The 18603-nt window shown below is 39.9% G+C and carries 17 protein-coding genes and 2 tRNA genes; 9 read left to right on the forward strand and 10 right to left on the reverse strand.

Going from position 1 to position 18603, the window contains the following annotated elements; translation table 11 throughout:
- The first annotated feature begins 1 nt into the window (after nucleotide 1).
- Entirely contained in the window at nucleotides 2–1171 is a 1170-nt protein-coding gene (gene prpF / locus L3V38_RS04185; protein ID WP_237118478.1) for a 2-methylaconitate cis-trans isomerase PrpF, read from the forward strand.
- Nucleotides 1172–1211: 40 nt separating this feature from the next.
- Here prpF and L3V38_RS04190 read toward each other — a convergent pair whose 3' ends face one another.
- Complete coding sequence (locus L3V38_RS04190; protein ID WP_237118480.1) at nucleotides 1212–2120, reverse strand: transporter substrate-binding domain-containing protein; 909 nt, start codon at nucleotides 2118–2120, stop codon at nucleotides 1212–1214.
- A 264-nt stretch (nucleotides 2121–2384) separates the two neighbouring features.
- Between L3V38_RS04190 and L3V38_RS04195 the strand changes: the two genes are divergently transcribed.
- Nucleotides 2385–2699 (forward strand): multidrug efflux SMR transporter, encoded by a 315-nt coding sequence (locus L3V38_RS04195; RefSeq protein WP_130149984.1) that lies wholly within the window; start codon nucleotides 2385–2387, stop codon nucleotides 2697–2699.
- 206 nt (nucleotides 2700–2905) lie between these two features.
- Here the strand turns inward: L3V38_RS04195 and L3V38_RS04200 are convergent.
- The 4 genes from L3V38_RS04200 to L3V38_RS04215 all read right to left on the reverse strand — a co-directional run bounded on the left by L3V38_RS04200 (nucleotide 2906) and on the right by L3V38_RS04215 (nucleotide 5648).
- A tRNA-Val gene (locus L3V38_RS04200) sits at nucleotides 2906–2982 on the reverse strand.
- 122 nt (nucleotides 2983–3104) lie between these two features.
- A tRNA-Val gene (locus L3V38_RS04205) sits at nucleotides 3105–3181 on the reverse strand.
- A 114-nt stretch (nucleotides 3182–3295) separates the two neighbouring features.
- Complete coding sequence (locus L3V38_RS04210) at nucleotides 3296–4315, reverse strand: DUF3080 family protein (RefSeq protein WP_237118482.1); 1020 nt, start codon at nucleotides 4313–4315, stop codon at nucleotides 3296–3298.
- Nucleotides 4293–5648 carry an MATE family efflux transporter gene (locus L3V38_RS04215; protein WP_130150101.1) on the reverse strand — a complete coding sequence of 452 codons (1356 nt, stop codon included), beginning with the start codon at nucleotides 5646–5648 and terminating at the stop codon, nucleotides 4293–4295. The genes L3V38_RS04210 and L3V38_RS04215 overlap by 23 nt, the downstream gene beginning before the upstream one ends.
- 97 nt (nucleotides 5649–5745) lie before the next feature.
- On the opposite strand from L3V38_RS04215, the gene L3V38_RS04220 reads away from it, so the two are divergent.
- On the forward strand, nucleotides 5746–6372 hold the full coding sequence (locus L3V38_RS04220) for a riboflavin synthase subunit alpha (protein ID WP_130149982.1): 627 nt from the start codon (nucleotides 5746–5748) through the stop codon (nucleotides 6370–6372).
- Here the strand turns inward: L3V38_RS04220 and L3V38_RS04225 are convergent.
- Both L3V38_RS04225 and L3V38_RS04230 read right to left on the reverse strand, forming a co-directional pair.
- Nucleotides 6369–6572 (reverse strand): CPXCG motif-containing cysteine-rich protein, encoded by a 204-nt coding sequence (locus L3V38_RS04225; RefSeq protein ID WP_062569194.1) that lies wholly within the window; start codon nucleotides 6570–6572, stop codon nucleotides 6369–6371. The genes L3V38_RS04220 and L3V38_RS04225 overlap by 4 nt on opposite strands.
- A 214-nt stretch (nucleotides 6573–6786) precedes the next feature.
- Entirely contained in the window at nucleotides 6787–7647 is an 861-nt protein-coding gene (locus L3V38_RS04230; RefSeq protein WP_237118483.1) for a fructosamine kinase family protein, read from the reverse strand.
- Nucleotides 7648–7758: 111 nt separating this feature from the next.
- Between L3V38_RS04230 and L3V38_RS04235 the strand changes: the two genes are divergently transcribed.
- Complete coding sequence (locus L3V38_RS04235; protein ID WP_237118484.1) at nucleotides 7759–8454, forward strand: DUF445 domain-containing protein; 696 nt, start codon at nucleotides 7759–7761, stop codon at nucleotides 8452–8454.
- A 40-nt stretch (nucleotides 8455–8494) separates the two neighbouring features.
- Here the strand turns inward: L3V38_RS04235 and L3V38_RS04240 are convergent, their stop codons facing one another.
- Nucleotides 8495–8854 (reverse strand): DUF3718 domain-containing protein, encoded by a 360-nt coding sequence (locus L3V38_RS04240; RefSeq protein ID WP_237118485.1) that lies wholly within the window; start codon nucleotides 8852–8854, stop codon nucleotides 8495–8497.
- A gap of 342 nt (nucleotides 8855–9196) precedes the next feature.
- Between L3V38_RS04240 and L3V38_RS04245 the strand changes: the two genes are divergently transcribed.
- The 3 genes from L3V38_RS04245 to L3V38_RS04255 all read left to right on the forward strand — a co-directional run bounded on the left by L3V38_RS04245 (nucleotide 9197) and on the right by L3V38_RS04255 (nucleotide 12716).
- Nucleotides 9197–9982 carry a hypothetical protein gene (locus tag L3V38_RS04245; protein WP_237118486.1) on the forward strand — a complete coding sequence of 262 codons (786 nt, stop codon included), beginning with the start codon at nucleotides 9197–9199 and terminating at the stop codon, nucleotides 9980–9982.
- Nucleotides 9983–10095: 113 nt separating this feature from the next.
- Nucleotides 10096–11478, forward strand: a complete 1383-nt coding sequence (locus L3V38_RS04250) for an amidohydrolase (protein WP_237118487.1) — start codon at nucleotides 10096–10098, stop codon at nucleotides 11476–11478.
- 11 nt (nucleotides 11479–11489) lie between these two features.
- Nucleotides 11490–12716, forward strand: a complete 1227-nt coding sequence (locus L3V38_RS04255) for an amidohydrolase family protein (protein ID WP_237118488.1) — start codon at nucleotides 11490–11492, stop codon at nucleotides 12714–12716.
- A gap of 91 nt (nucleotides 12717–12807) precedes the next feature.
- Here L3V38_RS04255 and L3V38_RS04260 read toward each other — a convergent pair whose 3' ends face one another.
- Nucleotides 12808–15030, reverse strand: coding sequence for an NADP-dependent isocitrate dehydrogenase (locus L3V38_RS04260; RefSeq protein WP_237118489.1), 2223 nt, complete (start codon nucleotides 15028–15030; stop codon nucleotides 12808–12810).
- A gap of 434 nt (nucleotides 15031–15464) precedes the next feature.
- Nucleotides 15465–15680 (reverse strand): cold shock domain-containing protein CspD, encoded by a 216-nt coding sequence (gene cspD / locus L3V38_RS04265; RefSeq protein WP_062569186.1) that lies wholly within the window; start codon nucleotides 15678–15680, stop codon nucleotides 15465–15467.
- A gap of 209 nt (nucleotides 15681–15889) precedes the next feature.
- On the opposite strand from cspD, the gene clpS reads away from it, so the two are divergent.
- Together clpS and clpA are read left to right on the forward strand one after the other, a co-directional pair.
- Nucleotides 15890–16198: an ATP-dependent Clp protease adapter ClpS gene (clpS, locus tag L3V38_RS04270; protein WP_193988873.1), complete on the forward strand. Its 309-nt coding sequence runs from the start codon at nucleotides 15890–15892 to the stop codon at nucleotides 16196–16198.
- Between the two features lie 70 nt (nucleotides 16199–16268).
- The gene (clpA, locus tag L3V38_RS04275; RefSeq protein ID WP_130149974.1) at nucleotides 16269–18533 is read left to right on the forward strand and encodes an ATP-dependent Clp protease ATP-binding subunit ClpA; all 2265 of its coding nucleotides are present in this window, start codon (nucleotides 16269–16271) and stop codon (nucleotides 18531–18533) included.
- Nucleotides 18534–18603: the final 70 nt, after the last annotated feature.

Genomic DNA, 18603 nt, shown 5'->3' on the forward strand with positions numbered 1-18603 from the left:
AATGGCATTTAAACCACAAATTAAGGTGCCAGCGACCTATATGCGTGGCGGCACCAGTAAAGGGGTGTTCTTTAACTTAACTGATTTACCTAAGCCTGCTCAAGTGGCAGGTGAGGCGCGCGATAACCTGTTATTACGTGTGATTGGCAGTCCCGATCCTTACCAAAAACAAACTGACGGTATGGGCGGTGCAACCTCAAGCACTAGTAAAACGGTAATTTTATCGAAAAGCGCTAAAGCTGATCACGATGTTGATTATTTATTTGGTCAAGTTGCTATCGATAAGGCGTTTGTTGATTGGAGTGGTAACTGCGGTAATTTAACTTCAGCAGTCGGGGCCTTTGCTGTGTCAAACGGTCTTGTTGATGCCAGCAAAATTCCAGAGAACGGCGTTGTCGAAGTTAAAGTTTGGCAAGTAAACATAAGTAAAACCATCATAGTGCATGTGCCAATTACTAACGGTGAAGTGCAAGAAACCGGTGATTTTGAGCTTGATGGCGTGACCTTTCCTGCCGCTGAAGTGAAGCTTGAGTTTATGGACCCTGCTGATGGCGAAGGGGCCTTATTCCCAACAGGTAACTTAGTCGATGAGCTTGAAGTTCCGGGTATTGGTATGTTGTCTGCAACGATGATCAATGCGGGTATTCCGACGGTTTTTATCAACGCCAGTGAAGTTGGCTACGATGGTACAGAGCTGCAAGAAGCTATTAACGGTGATGAATCGGCACTAGAAAAATTAGAAATAATTCGCGCCTACGGAGCGTTGAAAATGGGGCTGATTTCTCATATTGATGAAGCAAAAGCACGTCAACATACGCCAAAAGTAGCTTGGGTTGCACCAGCTAAAACTTATCATGCATCAAGCGGTAAAGTTGTCACTGATACAGAAATTGATTTAGTGGTACGTGCTATGTCGATGGGTAAATTGCACCATGCCATGATGGGCACCGCTGCGGTTGCTATAGGTACTGCAGCTGCTATTCCTGGTACATTGGTAAACCTTGCTGCAGGCGGTGGTGAGCGTCAGGAGGTAAACTTCGGTCATCCCTCTGGCACATTAAAAGTGGGTGCTGCTGCAACACTTGTTGATGGTAATTGGCAAGTCACCAAAGCGAGTATGAGCCGAAGTGCGCGTGTGTTAATGGAAGGCTGGGTTCGAGTGCCCGAGTAGTACTCAATAGCGTACTGATTTAATCAAAATAAAGCGGCGGTTACGCCGCTTTTTCTAATCCGTAGCACTGTTGTTTCATTCCTTCAATAAACTCATCAAACTTACCGCTTTTATGCATGGTGTTTATTTCATCATTGAGATCTTTTAAGGTACTTTTCCAATTTGGGCTTGCTTTGCTAACAGAGTAATAAAGTGGTTTGTATTCTAGGCTTGGCTCTATAGCAACTAGAGATTCTATAATTCTTTGCTTATCACTGTTAGATAGCTCTGATTTAAATACGCTTGCTTTTAATACTTCTAGGTCTGCAACAATAAGGCTGACACGATTGCTTAGTAATAAATGAATAAGTTGGTATTCATTATTAGCGACGATGGTATCAAGCTCTTTGTTGTCGATCATAGTATCAAGTTTTTTGGTGTTTTTATAAGCACGGACTACACCTATAACATGCTCCTTGATTGATTTAAGGTCACCATTGAATGTAATCGAGTTACCTTTTAAAGTTACAAAAGATAAGTCCCCACCTGGCATTGGTTGACTTAAAGCTAACAGACTATTGCGAGTTTGGTTGAGAAAGTTGTCAGATATTACATCGTCTTCAATGAGATATTCAGGGAATAAGATATCGGCTTTTCCTAATTTCGCTTCTCTAACAGCGCGAGCCCATGGGTAAAAGCCAATATAGACGCCATAACCTTTTTTAAGTAAAGATTGAACCGTAAATTGGTAGAGCCAGCCTTTGTTACATAGGTTTTCATCAATATAAGGTGGCCAATCCAAGGTTACTAATCGAAGCGTTTTTTTAGCACCTAAGTTGTAACCATAACCATCTTTATAGCGTACAGCATTTTCAGTAACTTCTTTGCCATCGAGTTGGTAAGTAATAGGAGTAAGTCCAGCGAATGCTTGATACGAAAAGATAAATATAATAACAGCAAGTACTTTCATAGTTTATTAAGCTTCTTTTTTTAAGTTAAGCTTAGCCCTTTTTGATTAGTCTTCAACACTGTATTTGTAATAAAATATAACGAAATTCTGGCTCCGTTAGATCACAAGTCATGGCTGGAGGCATTACTTTCGAATTATTTGCCTTAGATATTTCCATGTGATAATTTGCAATGGTCGTCGCGTTTTTTGTGATGGCGCGTCATGGGGACGACCTTATGATGTTAATTTTATTTCGGGGACGACCCTATACTAAAGAGGTCGACCATGAATTGGTTCTTACTTATTATTGCAGGCTTATTGGAAGTTGCTTGGGCATACGGCTTAAAGCAATCAAATGGCTTTAGCAAACCACTTGTTTCTTTTTTAACACTCCTCACTATGTCTGCAAGCTTTTATTGCTTGAGTTTGGCTCTTAAATCTTTGCCCTTAAGTTTAGCCTATGCTGTTTGGGTGGGTATTGGCGTAATTGGTTCAGCTCTCATAGGAATGACATTGCTAGGTGAGGGAGTAAGCTTACTAAAAGTGCTTAGCCTCTTATTTATTGCAATGGGTATCATAGGGCTTAAAGTTGCCAGCTAGTATAAGCTCAATTCGGTTTTAAGTATCAAAGAGTACTGTAAATTCAGTGCTCTTAATTATTTATTCTTAGATGAACACTCTGAAATGGAGAATTAGTACGACCGACTGGATTCGAACCACCGACTTTGGTACGGGTCATAGAGAGTGGTAGCGCTCTAACCAACTGAGCTAATTATTTTTTAGATGAAGACTCTGAAATAGAATATTGGTACGACCGAGTGGATTCGAACCACCGACCTCTACCATGTCAAGGTAGCGCTCTAACCAACTGAGCTACGGTCGTACAGGCATTTAATTCTGAAGAGGATTAAATGTTTTGGTACAACTGAGTGGATTCGAACCACCGACCTTTGGGCTGGGCCATTAAGAGTGGTAGTGCTTTTTCCTTTGGTTATACCTATATCTTGGTACAACCGAGTGGATTCGAACCACCGACCCCTACCATGTCAAGGTAGTGCTCTAACCAACTGAGCTACGGTTGTATTTTGATATAAAATTGTTGTTTGTTTGGCTAAACAACGGAGGCTAATATATAGCGACTAGTTGTGTGAATCAAGCAGGATTAGCTATTTTTGTGTTAAGTGCTGTTTTTTTATTCATAACGGGCTAATTTCACACTCTTTATAAAAGTTTTGCCACCATTGTACGTGGCTTTTCGCTGATTGCTTTAGCTGCTCTAAAATAGCATGTTCGCCAGAAGCAGACACATAACGATGCATTGAGGTATCACCCCACACTTGTAAGTAGAGTGGCTGTAGGGCTTCTAACTTACCTGTCAAAAATGATTGATAGGGCTGTAGTTGCTGCAAATAAAACTTTTTGAAGATATTACTTAATGTGCGTGCTTTTTGTTTATTTTTATTGAGAGGGCATAACTCGTTACTTGAAAACTGAGTTAAAAGTTTTGTTAGTTGGTTATTATAACTAATCTGTGTTCTTGCTGCTGATATTAAAAGTTTATTGTAATTGAACTGGTTCAAAACCTGTAAGTTTTTAACAATTGACTCAGTATCTACATTTTTTACATTACCTGAATTTATCTGCTCAGCAAGTTTGGCAAATTCTTTCATCGCCTGTTCTGTCTCAGTAAAACCAGCGGTATCTTCTGCAAGATGCACAGATGTTAGCTGCCAAGTTTGTTTAAATTCTGGTTCGTTGTTGAGCATAGCTTGAAAAAAGGTAGGTAGGGCGATTGTTTTTTGCTCTGCTGTAAATGCTATTTTTTTATAAAGCTCATCATTTTGATCAAGGGTTGCTAAGCAAGTATTTGCACTTTGTAAAAAATCTAATTGGTATTTCAATATATTTGCAGCTGAAGCGGTTTTGCCAAGTTGGTTATTGTGCTCAGCGATTAGAATCGCGAGTTTACATTGACGCAGTTGGGCAAGCTCAAGCATGCCAATGGTCGTATTATTATGTGCGTCAATTTTGTCATGTTGAACAGGGAAAGTAGTCGGCTTTTTTAACTCAAAATCGTTAAATTTCAGAACATTGTGTAGCCGCTGTGCATAGGTTTGATTAAGTTCTCCCGAAGACTCAGAACAAGCAACGACAAGGAAGCTCACCATAATCACAGTGAGCTTCAAAAAAGTTTTAGGTATGTTTAAAAGGTGCATGGTTAAATCGCCAATGTACTGTAAGCATCAACATAATAGCCGCAGCACTTAAACCTACAATAATTCCAATCCAAAAGCCGTGTGGGCCCATTGCTGATACTATTAAATCTGTACGAGCAAGTACGTAGCCAAGAGCAAAGCCGATCAACCAGTATGACACAAAGGTAATATAACCAATAGGGGCAGTGTATTTTAATCCTCGCAAAATACCATTAGCTGATACCTGTAGTGCATCGGGTAATTGATAGATACAAGCAAGCACCATGATTGATGAAGCAAGAGCGAGTACTTCAGGATTATCAGAATATAATTGACTTATCACATCACGTGCAAAAAAAGTGACAGTGGCTAATATAAAGGCAATTATTGCGGCTAAAATATAGCTGGTTTTAACTGCATTTTTAAGTTGTTCGTAATGCTTTTGGCCAAATAGGTTTCCAATACGAATACTAATCGCAATAGATAAGCTCAGCGGCATCATGAATAACAACGTTGTGACACTGGCAGCAATTTGGTGGCCCGCTACAGCAACGGCTCCTAGATGCGCTATGAATAAAGGGATACATGCAAATAGAGTCACTTCAAAAAAAGTTGCTAAAGAAATTGGAATACCCACTTTTGTAATTGTCCACATAGTCGTTACTTTAGGTAAGGCAAAGTTTGCTAATAAAGATTTGGCGTTAATTTTTTGACTGAAGTGGCAGTATATAACTTGTGTTAACGCCATTGCGCTGAACACTAGGGCGGTCGCAATACCACAACCTGCACCGCCATATGCATCAAAACCAAACTTTCCGTGAATAAATATATAATTAGCCGGAATATTTACTGCTAAGCCAATTAAGCTGATATAAAATGCAGGCTTAGTCATGCCCATACCTTCGGTTATATTCCGATATACGCTAAATAGTAAAAAGCCAAAAATCCCCCACTTAACAAAATAAATGTATTGCTCTGAAAGGGTTAAAATCGCTGGTGATGTATTTAACTGAACCAGCACTATGTCGGCAAGGCTGGCAAGTCCTAGTCCAATAACACTCAATACCAGCGCTAAATATAAGCCTTGTTGAAAATAATGGCTGATCCCTTGTTTATCGTTGGAGCCAGCAAATTGAGCAATAATCCCTGTTAGTGCTAATAGAATTCCCTGTAATGCAAGCATTAGTGGGTTCCAAATACCTGTAGCGATAGACAATGCAGCGAGATCAGTCGCACTAACTTGCCCTGCCATAATAGTGTCCACCACCGTCATCAAAATAAGGGTAACTTGTGCCAAAAATACAGGGATGGCTAGAGAAATTAACCGTTTGGCTTCCCAACTACAAAAAGACATAAAATACACGACTAAATAAACAGGCAGCCATTGTAATCTATTCATAGATCAATAAAAATCGCTGTTACTTATTTAGTGAAGAAAAGAAGGTATATCTATGTTTACCGGAATTGTGCAGACCCAAGCGCTAGTTGAACATATAGCGACTCAAGAAGGTGTTTTAAGGCTCACTTTAAACGTTAAGGACGCTTATGCTAATAACCTAGCAATTGGTGCAAGTATTGCTATCAATGGGTGTTGTTTAACGGTTGTAAAGTTTGAAAAGATATCACAAGAAAACACCATAATTAGTTTCGATGTAATAGATGAAACCCTTAAGTTAACCAATTTAGGCCTTTTAAAAGTAAATGATATGGTTAACTTTGAACGTTCTGTAACATTTGGCACAGAACTCGGTGGCCATATTGTGTCTGGGCATATCCATACCATGGCGGAAATTTTAGCAATTACACATACACAAGATAACTGCAAAATTCAGTTAGCAATAGAAAATACTTGGCAAAAGTATGTTCTATATAAGGGTTTTGTGAGTGTAAATGGCGCAAGTCTTACGGTAGGAGAGGTCGATGAAAAGGGCTTTTGGTTGCACCTAATCCCAGAGACTCTCGCTATTACAAACCTAGATAGATATAGTGTTGGTGACAGGCTCAATATTGAAGTTGATCAACAAACTTACACTATCATCAACACAGTTGAGAACTACTTAGCTCGGCAAGCAAATTAAAAAATTTGTTCATCATCACTATCAACATGCAACTCTAGTTTGTTCTGTGCGTAATCTATATGCATATTCAAGTGAATAGGGTTGCAGCACGCACTGCAATCCTCGTAGTAATCTTGGTCACCATCACTGGCATCTAGTGCAACATGAATATGGTGGCCACAATGAGGGCATGAAATACGTTGTGTGAAATGATTTTTCATCAGCTTTTACCTTAATCAGGCATGCCTGAATTAGTTAAATTGCAATCTTTATTAAACTCTAACCCATCAAAAATGAATTTATATTTAATACGATTGATATAACTTACTAGCCAGCTAATAAACAAGTGGCTAGCACCTGTATTTGAACATGTTCTAAGGCAAATTATAGTTCTGATTTTGCATTTATGACATTTGCTTTACAGCGGCAAGGAGATTATTTGAGGAGTAAATTAATTTGTTGTTTAGCTTCAGTCAGATAGTGACCAGCAAAAATATTCGCATTATTTAAAATAGGGTAAAGTTGATAAATTTGTTTGCGTTGCTGATAACCATTTTGTAGTGGGTACTGGCTATCGTATGCACTGTAGAATGCGTCTGGGAGTGGGGCAAATAACTCACTCATGGCAATATCGCATTCCCGATCACCATAATAACAGGCAGGGTTGTAAATGCTTGGAACAGCATGAATGAATCCCATGTTTCTGCGCCAAAAGTCACCATGTAACAAAGATGGCTCGACTAGATGGCCGTGTAACATGTCCTTTATAAAAGCAATAAACATATCTTGATTAACGAGTTCTATGCCTTTTTCATGCAGTAACTGAAGCTGCCAACCGATGCGCTCCTCAGCAAAAAATACATCCCATTTTTTATGCCATCTATTTGGTTGCACTGTCGGACCTAAAAAATTGTCGTTGTCATAACCAAACATAGCTTGTGTGTGTTTTTTATGTAGAGTTGCTAAGTGTTCGCCCATAATGTGCCAACAATCATGCGGTTGTTTGTCATGTTCAAGCCACTCAAGCACAATGAAAGAAAATTCGATATTACTGCCAACTGTGATGCAGTCGGGAACCATAAACAGGCTCTCTTGGGTAAGAAGTTTAAGGTTAAATGCTTCACATTCAAGGCGATCTAACTCACTGACATGTGCAACTTTTACAAAGTAACGGTGTGAATCATCGGCAAGCTCAAAATATTTATCGTTACTAGGTGATTGTAATTGGCGTTTAAAAGTATGTTTAAAGTCAAAGTGCATTGCTTGGCTAATTTGCTCATTCACTGAATTCCACATAGGTTTTGCTCACCTTTTGACCATCTAACTAAACTATGGCAAAAAGACGATGAATTAACAAACTCATAGCGTTAATATTATCAAGATTAATAAGATTTTCTGGGGAATTGAATGAACAAAAGTCTTGTGACTAATCTTGTCGCTGCGATTTTAGTATTGTTGGGCTTCTTGCTAGACAATGAAATTGTTTTATCAGTGGGTTTGTTTGCCTTGTCGGGCGCAGTAACAAACTGGGTTGCAATTCATATGTTGTTTGAAAAAGTCCCTTTTTTATATGGTTCGGGTGTTATAACAATTAAATTTGAATCGTTTAAAGTGGCGATTAAAAACTTGGTTATGACAGAGTTCTTTACTGAGCAAAAAATTGATCAAGTAATGGCAATGGCAAAGCCCAATATTGACCTTGAGCCAGTGATAGCAGACGTGAATCTGAGCCCCGCTTATGACTCATTAATCGAAGTGATTGAAGCTTCTCAATTTGGCAGTATGCTAGGAATGTTCGGTGGCCGACAGGCTTTAGAGCCGATGCGTGAGCCGTTTATCGTGAAAATGAAAGAGGCGGTAATTGACATTTCACACAGCGACGAGTTTAAAGCTATTTTAGATGACAAGCTTTTTGCAAGTTCGCATATTGGCAGCTCATTACATACGACAGTTGAGGCGCTAGTTGATGATCGCTTAAATGAGCTTACACCCACAATGGTAAAAAATATTATTCAAACAATGATTAAAGAGCATTTAGGCTGGTTAGTGATTTGGGGTGGCGTTTTTGGTGGCTTATTTGGCTTGCTAGCAGCACTTATTTAAAGGTTAGCAACAGGCATATAAAACCTGTTGCTAAGTGGCTTTACTTAGAACCAGCAATGACAATAACAGTATCATCAGCTGTTTTTGCCAAGTCATGAATACTTGTTTGGGTTGATTCTAATTTTAGATACTTTGCTGTCTTATTGAAGCCATAAATACTCGCAAATTTTGCAGTAGACATATTATTACATAGAAGCTTGTCTGAAATTACACGCTTATTGATGCCTAAGTCTCGCATTTTATGCACAAGATCTAAACGATTGTTTGAGGCAATTGCCATACACGTTTGCGTGCCAGGTGAATCATCTGCTGCTACAAATTGCGCTGCATTTGTATCAAAAGTAATCACAGATGAGCCAATAATAAGAGCTGTTCCAAGTGTTGTTGTTAACGTATTCATATTTCTCTCCAGTTGATGTCTTAGCGATTAAATGGTTTGAATGCTTATCCCATTTGGTTAGAACATCTTAATTATTAACTTATCTTTATCTGGTTGCTGTTAATGAAAATCGATAAGATGTAAGTAAGTATGAAGATATGTATAAATTAAACTAACCCATTGAAAAGTTTGTATATTAAGTATTACTTTTGACACAATTAACGAAAAGTATTTTTGTCTTTGAATTGAAAAAGCGAAATGGCGTTGGGTTTAATTTATGGTTTTAACTTCGTACTTACATTTGAGTATTTACACTAGCGCTAAATCAGTTTTACAACGCCTATTAAAACGTGAGGAGAATAAGTGACTAAAAAACTATCTGGCTATTATCAACAAGCTTATGCAGTAAACTCAAAACACTTTAATCAGTGTTTCTACTGCGGATGTGAAGCAACTGAGCGTGATTACTGTCCGCCACTGCATATGCTGCAAAGTATTGTTGATCTAGGAGAGGACGCTGAGTTTATCTCTATTCCAGCCTGTTATGAATGCTTTGCGTTACTGCATAATGAACGTGTCCTCACCATTGATGCACGTTTTATAAAAGTGAAAAAGAAAATAACAACGAAATACGCTAAGGCACTACGCATTTTCCATATGTGGCATGAAAGTGAACTTGATGATATGAGTGATGAGTTTGTTCATAGTATTCGGGCCGGTATGAAGTTAGGTGCAGAGGCGGCTGAGCGTTTAGCTTTTCAAGGTTATAGTTATGCGACTGAAGATGCCAGTGTCACTGTACGCGAAAAACGTGCAGAATTTGATGTGCAAGGTAAGACATTTTATGACTTTAAAGACGCACTCAATTATTGCATTAATGATCTTGGTGTCGATCGAAGTGAATTTTATAAGCTGGTGGTAGAAGATTATAACGGTGATTTTAACCGCGCTTTAGGCCAATACAGGCATCGCCATGACAGAGTAACCGCTGCCAGTGACGCAGATACGTTAATAAAAAGTTTTGCTAAGCAACACAAACAAAACTCTGATTTTGTTACACGAACAGTGAAACATTTTATCAACAAAGATCCGAGCTTAACTACCGAAGGTGCGTTAGAGCAGCTATATAACAATTACATAAAAAAATAGTGCTCTGTGAGGCTAGTTATTCATCTTGTATATTGGTCACTGGCCTCGTTTACTCGCATTAAAATTAACAATTAGTTAAAGTAATTAAATAATAAAAAAAGAGGAACGTAAGAATGCAAAAATTTGCACCATCCTTGTTGGTCATGGCGCTTGGTGTCGCGTTAGCCGGCTGTCAAGATAATGGCCCACAAGACCCTAGAGTCTCAATTAATAAAAACCCATATCCAAGCACTTATCAGCCACTTACTTCAACGAGTACCCTTATCACTAATGCGACTGTATTAACAGGCACCGGCGAGCGTTTAGACGAGGCTGATGTCTATTTTGTTGACGGCAAAGTACAACAAGTTGGTAAGGGGTTAAGTGTTCAAGCTGATACAACAATCGATGCACAAGGTAAATGGGTAACACCTGGGATTATTGACGTGCACTCACATTTAGGGGCTTATCCAACTCCATCGGTTGCATCTCACCAAGATGGTAATGAAATGACCAGCCCCGTGACTGCAGAGGTGTGGGTTGAGCATTCTGTATGGCCACAAGACCCTGGTTTTAATCGTGCTCGTGAGGGCGGTATTACGTCATTACAAATTCTACCAGGCTCAGCAAACTTGATTGGTGGTCGTGGTGTAACCCTTAAAAATGTTCCTTCGCATACAATGCAAGGTATGAAATTTCCTGATGCACCCTATGGTTTAAAAATGGCGTGTGGTGAAAACCCGAAACGTGTTTATGGCAGCAAAGGTGTTCTACCATCAACGCGTATGGGGAATATGGCAGGGTATCGTACTGCATGGATTGAAGCTGCTGAATATAAACGCCAATGGGATAAATACGACAGTGATTATGACGCGGGTAAGAACCCAGAAGTACCACATCGTGACATTAAGCTAGATACTCTAGCAGGTGTACTTGAGGGCGATATACTCATTCATAACCATTGCTATAAAGCAGAAGAAATGGCCATGATGATTGACCTTGGCAAAGAGTTTGGCTATCACTCAGGTACTTTCCACCACGGTGTTGAAGCATACAAAATAGCTGATTTACTGGCAGAAAATGGTAACTGTGCAGCACTTTGGCCAGATTGGTGGGGTTTTAAGATGGAAGCCTATGACATGGTTCAAGAGAACGTGGCAATTGTCGATGCAGTTAAAAATTCATGCGCTGTTGTTCACTCTGATTCAGATACAACCATTCAACGTCTAAACCAAGAAGCTGGGAAAGTTATGTATCGTGCAAACGATGTTGGTTATGACATTTCTGAACAACATGCAATTAAGTGGATCACCTCAAATGCGGCTAAATCGCTGGGTATTGATGATAAAACAGGTTCTCTTGAATCGGGTAAACAAGCTGATGTTGTTATCTGGAATCAAAACCCATTTAGTGTGTACGCAAAAGCTGAGCAAGTATTTATCGATGGTGCCAAAGTTTATGATCGTAACGATGATAAATACCAAGCACAAAGTGATTTCATGCTAGGTCAAAAATAGGAGTAACATTGATGACAAAATTAACTAAATCATTAAAGCTGTCACTTGTTGCTGCTGGCTTATTTTCTGCGACAGCAAGTGCTGCATCTGTGGCAATTGTAAATGCAACACTACACACTTCAACAGAGCAAGGTGTGCTAGAAGGCGCAAGCGTTGTTTTTGAAGATGGCAAAATTGTTGCAATTAACCCGACATCGATTAACGCAGACACAACTATTGATGCAAAAGGCCAAATCGTAACTGCAGGCTTTATCGGCACAATGAACCAACTTGGCTTAGTTGAGGTGGGAGCTGTTGCAGGCTCACGTGATGGTAGTGATGACAAAGCAACTATCGATTTTGATCCAAGTCTTGCGTTTAACCCACGTAGTAGCTTAATTCCTTACGCCCGAAAGGGTGGCATTACTCAAGATGTAATTGTCCCTAACGGCGGTGAAAGTATCTTTGCTGGCCTTGCATCTGTGGTTGATTTATCGGGTAGTTTTGAAAGTGTTAATAAAAAGCAAGTTGCACTTGTTGTTCACCTAGGTGAAAAGAGCAAGGGCTCTCGTGCGATGTCAATGAAAACACTTATCGACAAGCTTGAAGGTGAAAAGTCAGCTAAAAAAGATGACAAAAAAGCGCCTTCTCCAGAGCAAAAAGTGCTAGCAGCAGTGCTTGCTGGTGACATGCCTCTGATTGCGAGTGTTCAACGCGCATCAGACATTTATTCACTTGTTAAGCTAAAAGAAACCTATGGTATTAATTTAGTGATTCATGGCGGTGATGATGCTGTTGTAGTTGCTGATGCACTAGCAAAGGCTGATGTGCCTGTGATCATCAGTTCAATGACTAACTTACCAGGTAGCTTTGACTCATTACATGCAAACCTTGCTAACGCAGGTAAGCTTGAAAAAGCCGGTGTTAAAGTGATTATTGGTGTTGCCGGTGACTCAAGCCATAACGTATACCAATTACGCTTTGATGCAGGTAACGCTGTATCTTACGGTATGACTCAACAGGGTGCTCTGAGTGCTGTAACGAGTAACATTGCCGATGTATTTGGGCTTAATTCAGGTGCTGTTGCAACAGGTAAACGTGCCAATCTAGTTATGTGGTCTGCCGATCCTTTTGAGCTTAATTCACACGTGAGCAAAATGTGGATCAATGGTGAAGAGGTTTCTACCGAAGCACGTCAAGACAAACTACGTGAGCGTTACACAACAGATTCAGCTATGCCTCGAGCGTATACAAAATAAGCGCATTAGCTAACAAACTAAAAAGGCCGCAAATGCGGCCTTTTTCATATCAGTTAAAGGCGCTTATCAAGCACCTTATAACAGATTAAAACTAAACTAACTTAGCTAAAATATCATTAAATGTCGTGCTTGGACGCATCGCTTTGAATGCCGCATCGTCATTTGGCTGATAATAACCACCCACATTCATCGCTGGGCCTTGCGCATCGTTTAATTCAGTAACGATTTGGTCTTTTTGAGACTCAAGATCTGCGGCAATTTGTGTGAACTGTGATTTTAGTTCTGCGTCATCATTTTGTGCAGCAAGCTCTTGTGCCCAGAATAATGATAGGAAGAAGTGTGAACCACGGTTATCAATCTCTTTCACTTTACGCGAAGGTGATTTGTTTTCAGCAAGGAAAGTACCTGTTGCTTTATCTAGCGTATCAGCAAGAACTTGTGCTTTTTTGTTACCAGTATTTACCGCTAGGTGCTCTAAAGAAGCAGCAAGCGCTAAGAATTCACCTAATGAATCCCAACGTAAGTGGTTTTCTTTTTCGAATTGTTGAACGTGCTTAGGCGCTGAACCACCTGCACCTGTTTCGAATAAACCACCACCATTCATAAGAGGTACGATAGACAGCATTTTCGCACTGGTACCAAGCTCAAGAATTGGGAATAAGTCAGTAAGGTAATCACGTAAAACGTTACCTGTAACAGAAATTGTGTCTTTACCTTCTTTAATGCGCTCTAATGAGAATTGAGTTGCTTCTAGTGGCGCAAGAATACGAATGTCTAAACCATCAGTATCATGGTTTGGTAAATATGCATTCACTTTTTTGATTAACTGTGCATCGTGTGCGCGGTTTTCGTCTAACCAGAAAACAGCCGGTGTGCCTGTTGCACGAGCGCGGTTAACTGCAAGCTTAACCCAATCTTGAATTGGTGCATCTTTCACCTGACACATACGCCAGATATCGCCTTGCTCAACAGCGTGCTCAAGTAAAGTTGTACCAGCGCTGTCTACTACACGGATAGTACCTGCAGCCGCTACTTCAAACGTTTTATCATGTGAACCGTATTCTTCTGCTTTTTGAGCCATTAAGCCAACATTAGGCACGCTACCCATTGTTGTTGGATCGAATGCACCGTGTTCTTTACAGAAGTCGATAGTTGCTTGGTAAACACCTGAGTAACAACGATCTGGAATGACAAAGCTCGTGTCTTGTAATTTGCCTTCGCTGTTCCACATTTGACCGCTTGAACGAATTGCAGCAGGCATTGATGCATCAATGATCACATCACTTGGAACATGAAGGTTAGTGATACCACGGTCAGAGTCAACCATCGCAATAGCTGGGTTGTTGTCATAAACTGCTTGGATATCAGCTTCGATTTCTGCTTTTTTAGCAGCATCTAAACTTTCAATTTTAGAGAAAACATCGCCAAAACCGTTGTTTACGTCAACATCTAGTTCTTTGAAGAGATCAGCGTGTTTTGTGAATACGTCTTTAAAGAATACTTTTACAGCATGACCAAAGATGATTGGGTCAGACACTTTCATCATCGTTGCTTTCATGTGTAACGAGAACAACACACCTTTGTCTTTTGCTGCTTGAATTTCTTTTGCAAGGAAAGCTTGAAGCTTAGCAGCACTCATGCGAGAAGCATCAATTACTTCACCCGCGAGTAAAGGTGTGCTTGCTTTAAGAACTGTGATGTCACCATTCTCAGCAACGTGCTCGATTCGTACGTCAGTTGCTTGTGCAACCGTTACTGATTGCTCAGAACCAAAGAAGTCACCGTCTTCCATGCTTGCAACGTAAGATTGAGAATCTTTGCTCCATGCACCCATTGAGTGTGGATTGTTACGTGCATACTCTTTTACTGAACCTGGAGCACGACGGTCTGAGTTACCTTCACGAAGTACAGGGTTTACAGCACTGCCTTTAATTTTGTCGTAAGTTGCTTTAACTTTTTTCTCTTCGTCTGTTTTTGGCTCAGAAGGATAGTCAGGCAGGGCATAGCCTTTTTCTTGTAGCTCTTTGATTACTGCACGTAGTTGTGGAATTGACGCACTGATGTTTGGAAGCTTGATAATGTTTGCTTCAGGTGTTTTAGCCATTTCACCTAATTCAGCAAGGGCATCATTAATGCGTTGCTCTTCAGTTAGGTATTCTGGGAAGTTAGCAATTACACGGCCCGCTAATGAAATGTCACGCGTCTCAACTTCAACACCAGCTGCGTTAGTGTAAGCTTGGATAATTGGTAACAATGAATATGTTGCCAATGCTGGCGCTTCATCTGTTTTAGTATAGATAATTTTTGATGTCATCATCATTCCTAGATAGTTGGCGTAATGGTTGGTTAAGCTGTGAACAGCCACCCTTAATTAGCCATATTCAACAATGCAAATTTACTGCTATAAAATAGCAATCAGTCTGTTAGGTGTTACTACTTAATATTGGCTATCAAAATAGTCACAACTGACAGACTGTAAGGTTTTTTAGCTTAACAGCTGACAAAATAAAATTAGCCATTAGCCTTAGTCAAAATTGACTAAATCGCTAAATTTAAGCAACAAGAGTGTAACAAGCTTGACTCTAAAGGGCTAATAACAATTCAACAATTTTGTCGTCAAATAGCTATTAATAAAAGTAGAAGTGGGGTTGAAAAATAGATTTTCAAGGTCATATCAGAAACATTAGGGGAGGGAAGTAAGCGAGGATCTTAACAAGGTCGCTCGCTTGGTACTCGAACAGGTTTTACCTAAGAGAGCTCATCGTTAGGGGCAATATTCGTTGCGTGTAACCCTTTTGGACCTTGTTGCAATTCGAATGTTACATCTTGACCAGCTTTAAGTGTTTTATAACCGTCCATTACAATCGTTGAGTAATGAGCGAATATATCAGTCTCGCTGCCGTCTTCTACGATGAAGCCAAAACCTTTGGCATTGTTGAACCATTTGACTTTTCCACAAGCCATACTTCTACATCCTTCTATAAGTTGACTAATTTAGTTATTCTAAACCGTGTAATTTGCTAGACTGACTAAGGTTTAATCAATCTATCTTTGACTGTAGTTTATTTAGTCAATCAGTCAAGTGTTTTGAACTATTTTTTAACAATTTATTTATTTTTTTATTCAAGTTTGCTTGAGTTCTAAAGACAAGACTATATTTAATTATGAGTGGCATGAAAGATTCTGGTGTTATTGAAACGGTTCGCGATAGTGAGAAGCAAAAGCTGCAACCACCGCGAAAATATAAAGTCATTTTGAATAATGATGATTACACGCCTATGGACTTTGTGATAGAAGTACTAATGACGTTTTTTAATATGGATAGCGAAAGAGCAACAGATGTGATGCTTCAGGTTCATCATAATGGTAAAGCAATTTGCGGTGTTTATAGCGCTGATGTTGCACATACCAAAGCTGAGCAAGTTAATCGTTACGCACGCGATAACGAGCATCCACTGCTATGTAGTTGTGAGCAGGAATAAATACCAAGGTAGGGTGAACATTTAGCCCATCACAACGGTATATAAATATTATCTCAGTAAGGGGTTGCCAATGCTAAACAAAGACTTAGAACTAACCTTAAATGCGGCGTTTCGCGAAGCGAGAACACGCCGCCATGAATTTATGACCGTCGAGCACCTTTTACTTGCGCTGCTCGATAACCCTTCTGCTGGAGAAGCGCTCAATGCGTGTGGCGTAGATATGGGCACTTTAAAAGTCGAGTTATCTGAATTTATCGATGAAACGACGCCTGTTATTCCTGATTTAGAAGAAGACCGTGAAACACAACCAACGTTAGGTTTTCAGCGTGTTCTGCAACGTGCTGTATTCCATGTACAATCATCAGGTAAAAATGAAGTTACTGGCGTCAACGTGCTGGTGGCTATCTTTTCTGAGCAAGAAAGCCAAGCCGTCTATTTACTGAAAAAAGCGGATGTAAATCGTCTTGATATTGTCAACTTTATCTCTCATGGCATTTCCAAAGCCGATGATGAAATTGGCGGTGAAGACCATGATGATATCCATGAAGAGGTACAAGAAGTTCAAGGTGAAGAGCCGACTAAGCTCGAGAACTTTACAACAAACCTTAACCAACAAGCGATTGATGGCAACATTGATCCTCTGGTTGGGCGAGACAGTGAAGTTGAGCGTACTGTTCAAGTTTTATGTCGTCGTAAGAAAAATAACCCGCTGCTTGTTGGTGAAGCTGGGGTAGGTAAAACGGCTATTGCTGAAGGTCTTGCTTATCGTATTGTCAACAAAGAAGTACCTGAAGTAATTGCTGATGCGGTTGTTTATTCACTTGATATGGGTGCATTACTGGCCGGTACAAAATACCGTGGTGATTTTGAGAAGCGCTTTAAATCACTGCTCAAAGAGCTGCAAGCAAAACCTGGGTCTATTCTATTTATCGATGAGATCCACACCATCATCGGTGCTGGAGCGGCATCAGGTGGTGTAATGGATGCTTCTAATCTAATTAAACCGCTACTTTCAAGTGGTAAATTGCGTTGCATGGGATCTACCACTTATAACGAGTTTAAAAATATCTTTGAAAAAGATCGTGCACTGGTGCGTCGTTTTCAAAAAATTGATGTTCTTGAGCCAAGTGTTTCAGACACCACTAAGATTCTTAATGGTTTGAAAGAGCGTTATGAAGAACATCATGGCATACGCTATACACAAAAAGCACTTAAAGCAGCTGCAGAGCTAAGTGCTAAATATATTAATGAACGCCACTTACCAGACAAAGCAATTGATGTTATCGATGAGGCAGGGGCTAATCAGCGCTTACAGCCTATATCAAAACGTAAGAAAACGATTGGCGTATCCGATATTGAACTGATCGTATCGAAAATGGCGCGTATTCCACAGCAAAGCGTGTCTTCAAGTGATAAAGAGACGCTGAAAAACCTTGACCGTAACTTAAAAATGTTAGTGTTTGGGCAAGACCAGTCAATTGACGCGCTCACGTCTGCTATTCGATTATCACGTTCAGGCCTTGCAAATGAAGATAAACCAGTGGGCTCGTTCTTATTTGCAGGTCCTACAGGGGTTGGTAAAACAGAGGTGACTAAACAACTTGCTAAGTGTATGGGCGTTGAATTTATTCGCTTTGATATGTCTGAGTATGTTGAGCGTCATGCAGTCAGCCGTTTAATTGGTGCGCCTCCAGGTTATGTTGGTTTTGAGCAAGGCGGTCTATTGACTGAAGCGGTTATCAAAAACCCGCATGCCGTGGTGCTCCTTGATGAAATCGAAAAAGCACACCCTGATATTTACAACATCTTATTACAAGTTATGGATCACGGTACATTGACTGATAATAACGGCCGCAAAGCTGATTTCAGAAATGTTGTGTTGGTGATGACGACGAATGCAGGTGTGCAAGAGACTGTGCGTAAGTCAATAGGTTTTACTGAGCAAGATCATTCACACGATGCAATGAGTGAAATTAACAAGGTATTTTCACCAGAATTTAGAAATCGTTTAGATAATATTATTTGGTTCAACCACCTTGAAAAAGAGGTGATCCTACAGGTGGTTGATAAGTTTATTGTTGAATTACAAGCACAACTTGATAAAAAATCGGTTAATTTGGAGCTGACTTCTAAAGCACGAGAGCTGTTAGCTGATAAAGGCTACGATAAAGCAATGGGTGCGCGTCCTATGGCTCGCGTTATCCAAGAGGAGCTTAAAAAGCCACTCGCTAATGAAATATTATTCGGTGAGTTATCAGATGGGGGCTCTGTAAAAGTCTCCGTGAAGGATAAGAAAATTCACTTTGAATATGAAACAAGCTTAGAAACAGCCTAAAACAGGCAACAAAAAGCCCAGCAAATGCTGGGCTTTTTGTTTATTAAATGGAATTAAAACTAAGGCTAGT

Origin of the sequence: Pseudoalteromonas sp. L1 (genome assembly GCF_021728095.1) — a bacterium.
Classification (GTDB): domain Bacteria; phylum Pseudomonadota; class Gammaproteobacteria; order Enterobacterales; family Alteromonadaceae; genus Pseudoalteromonas.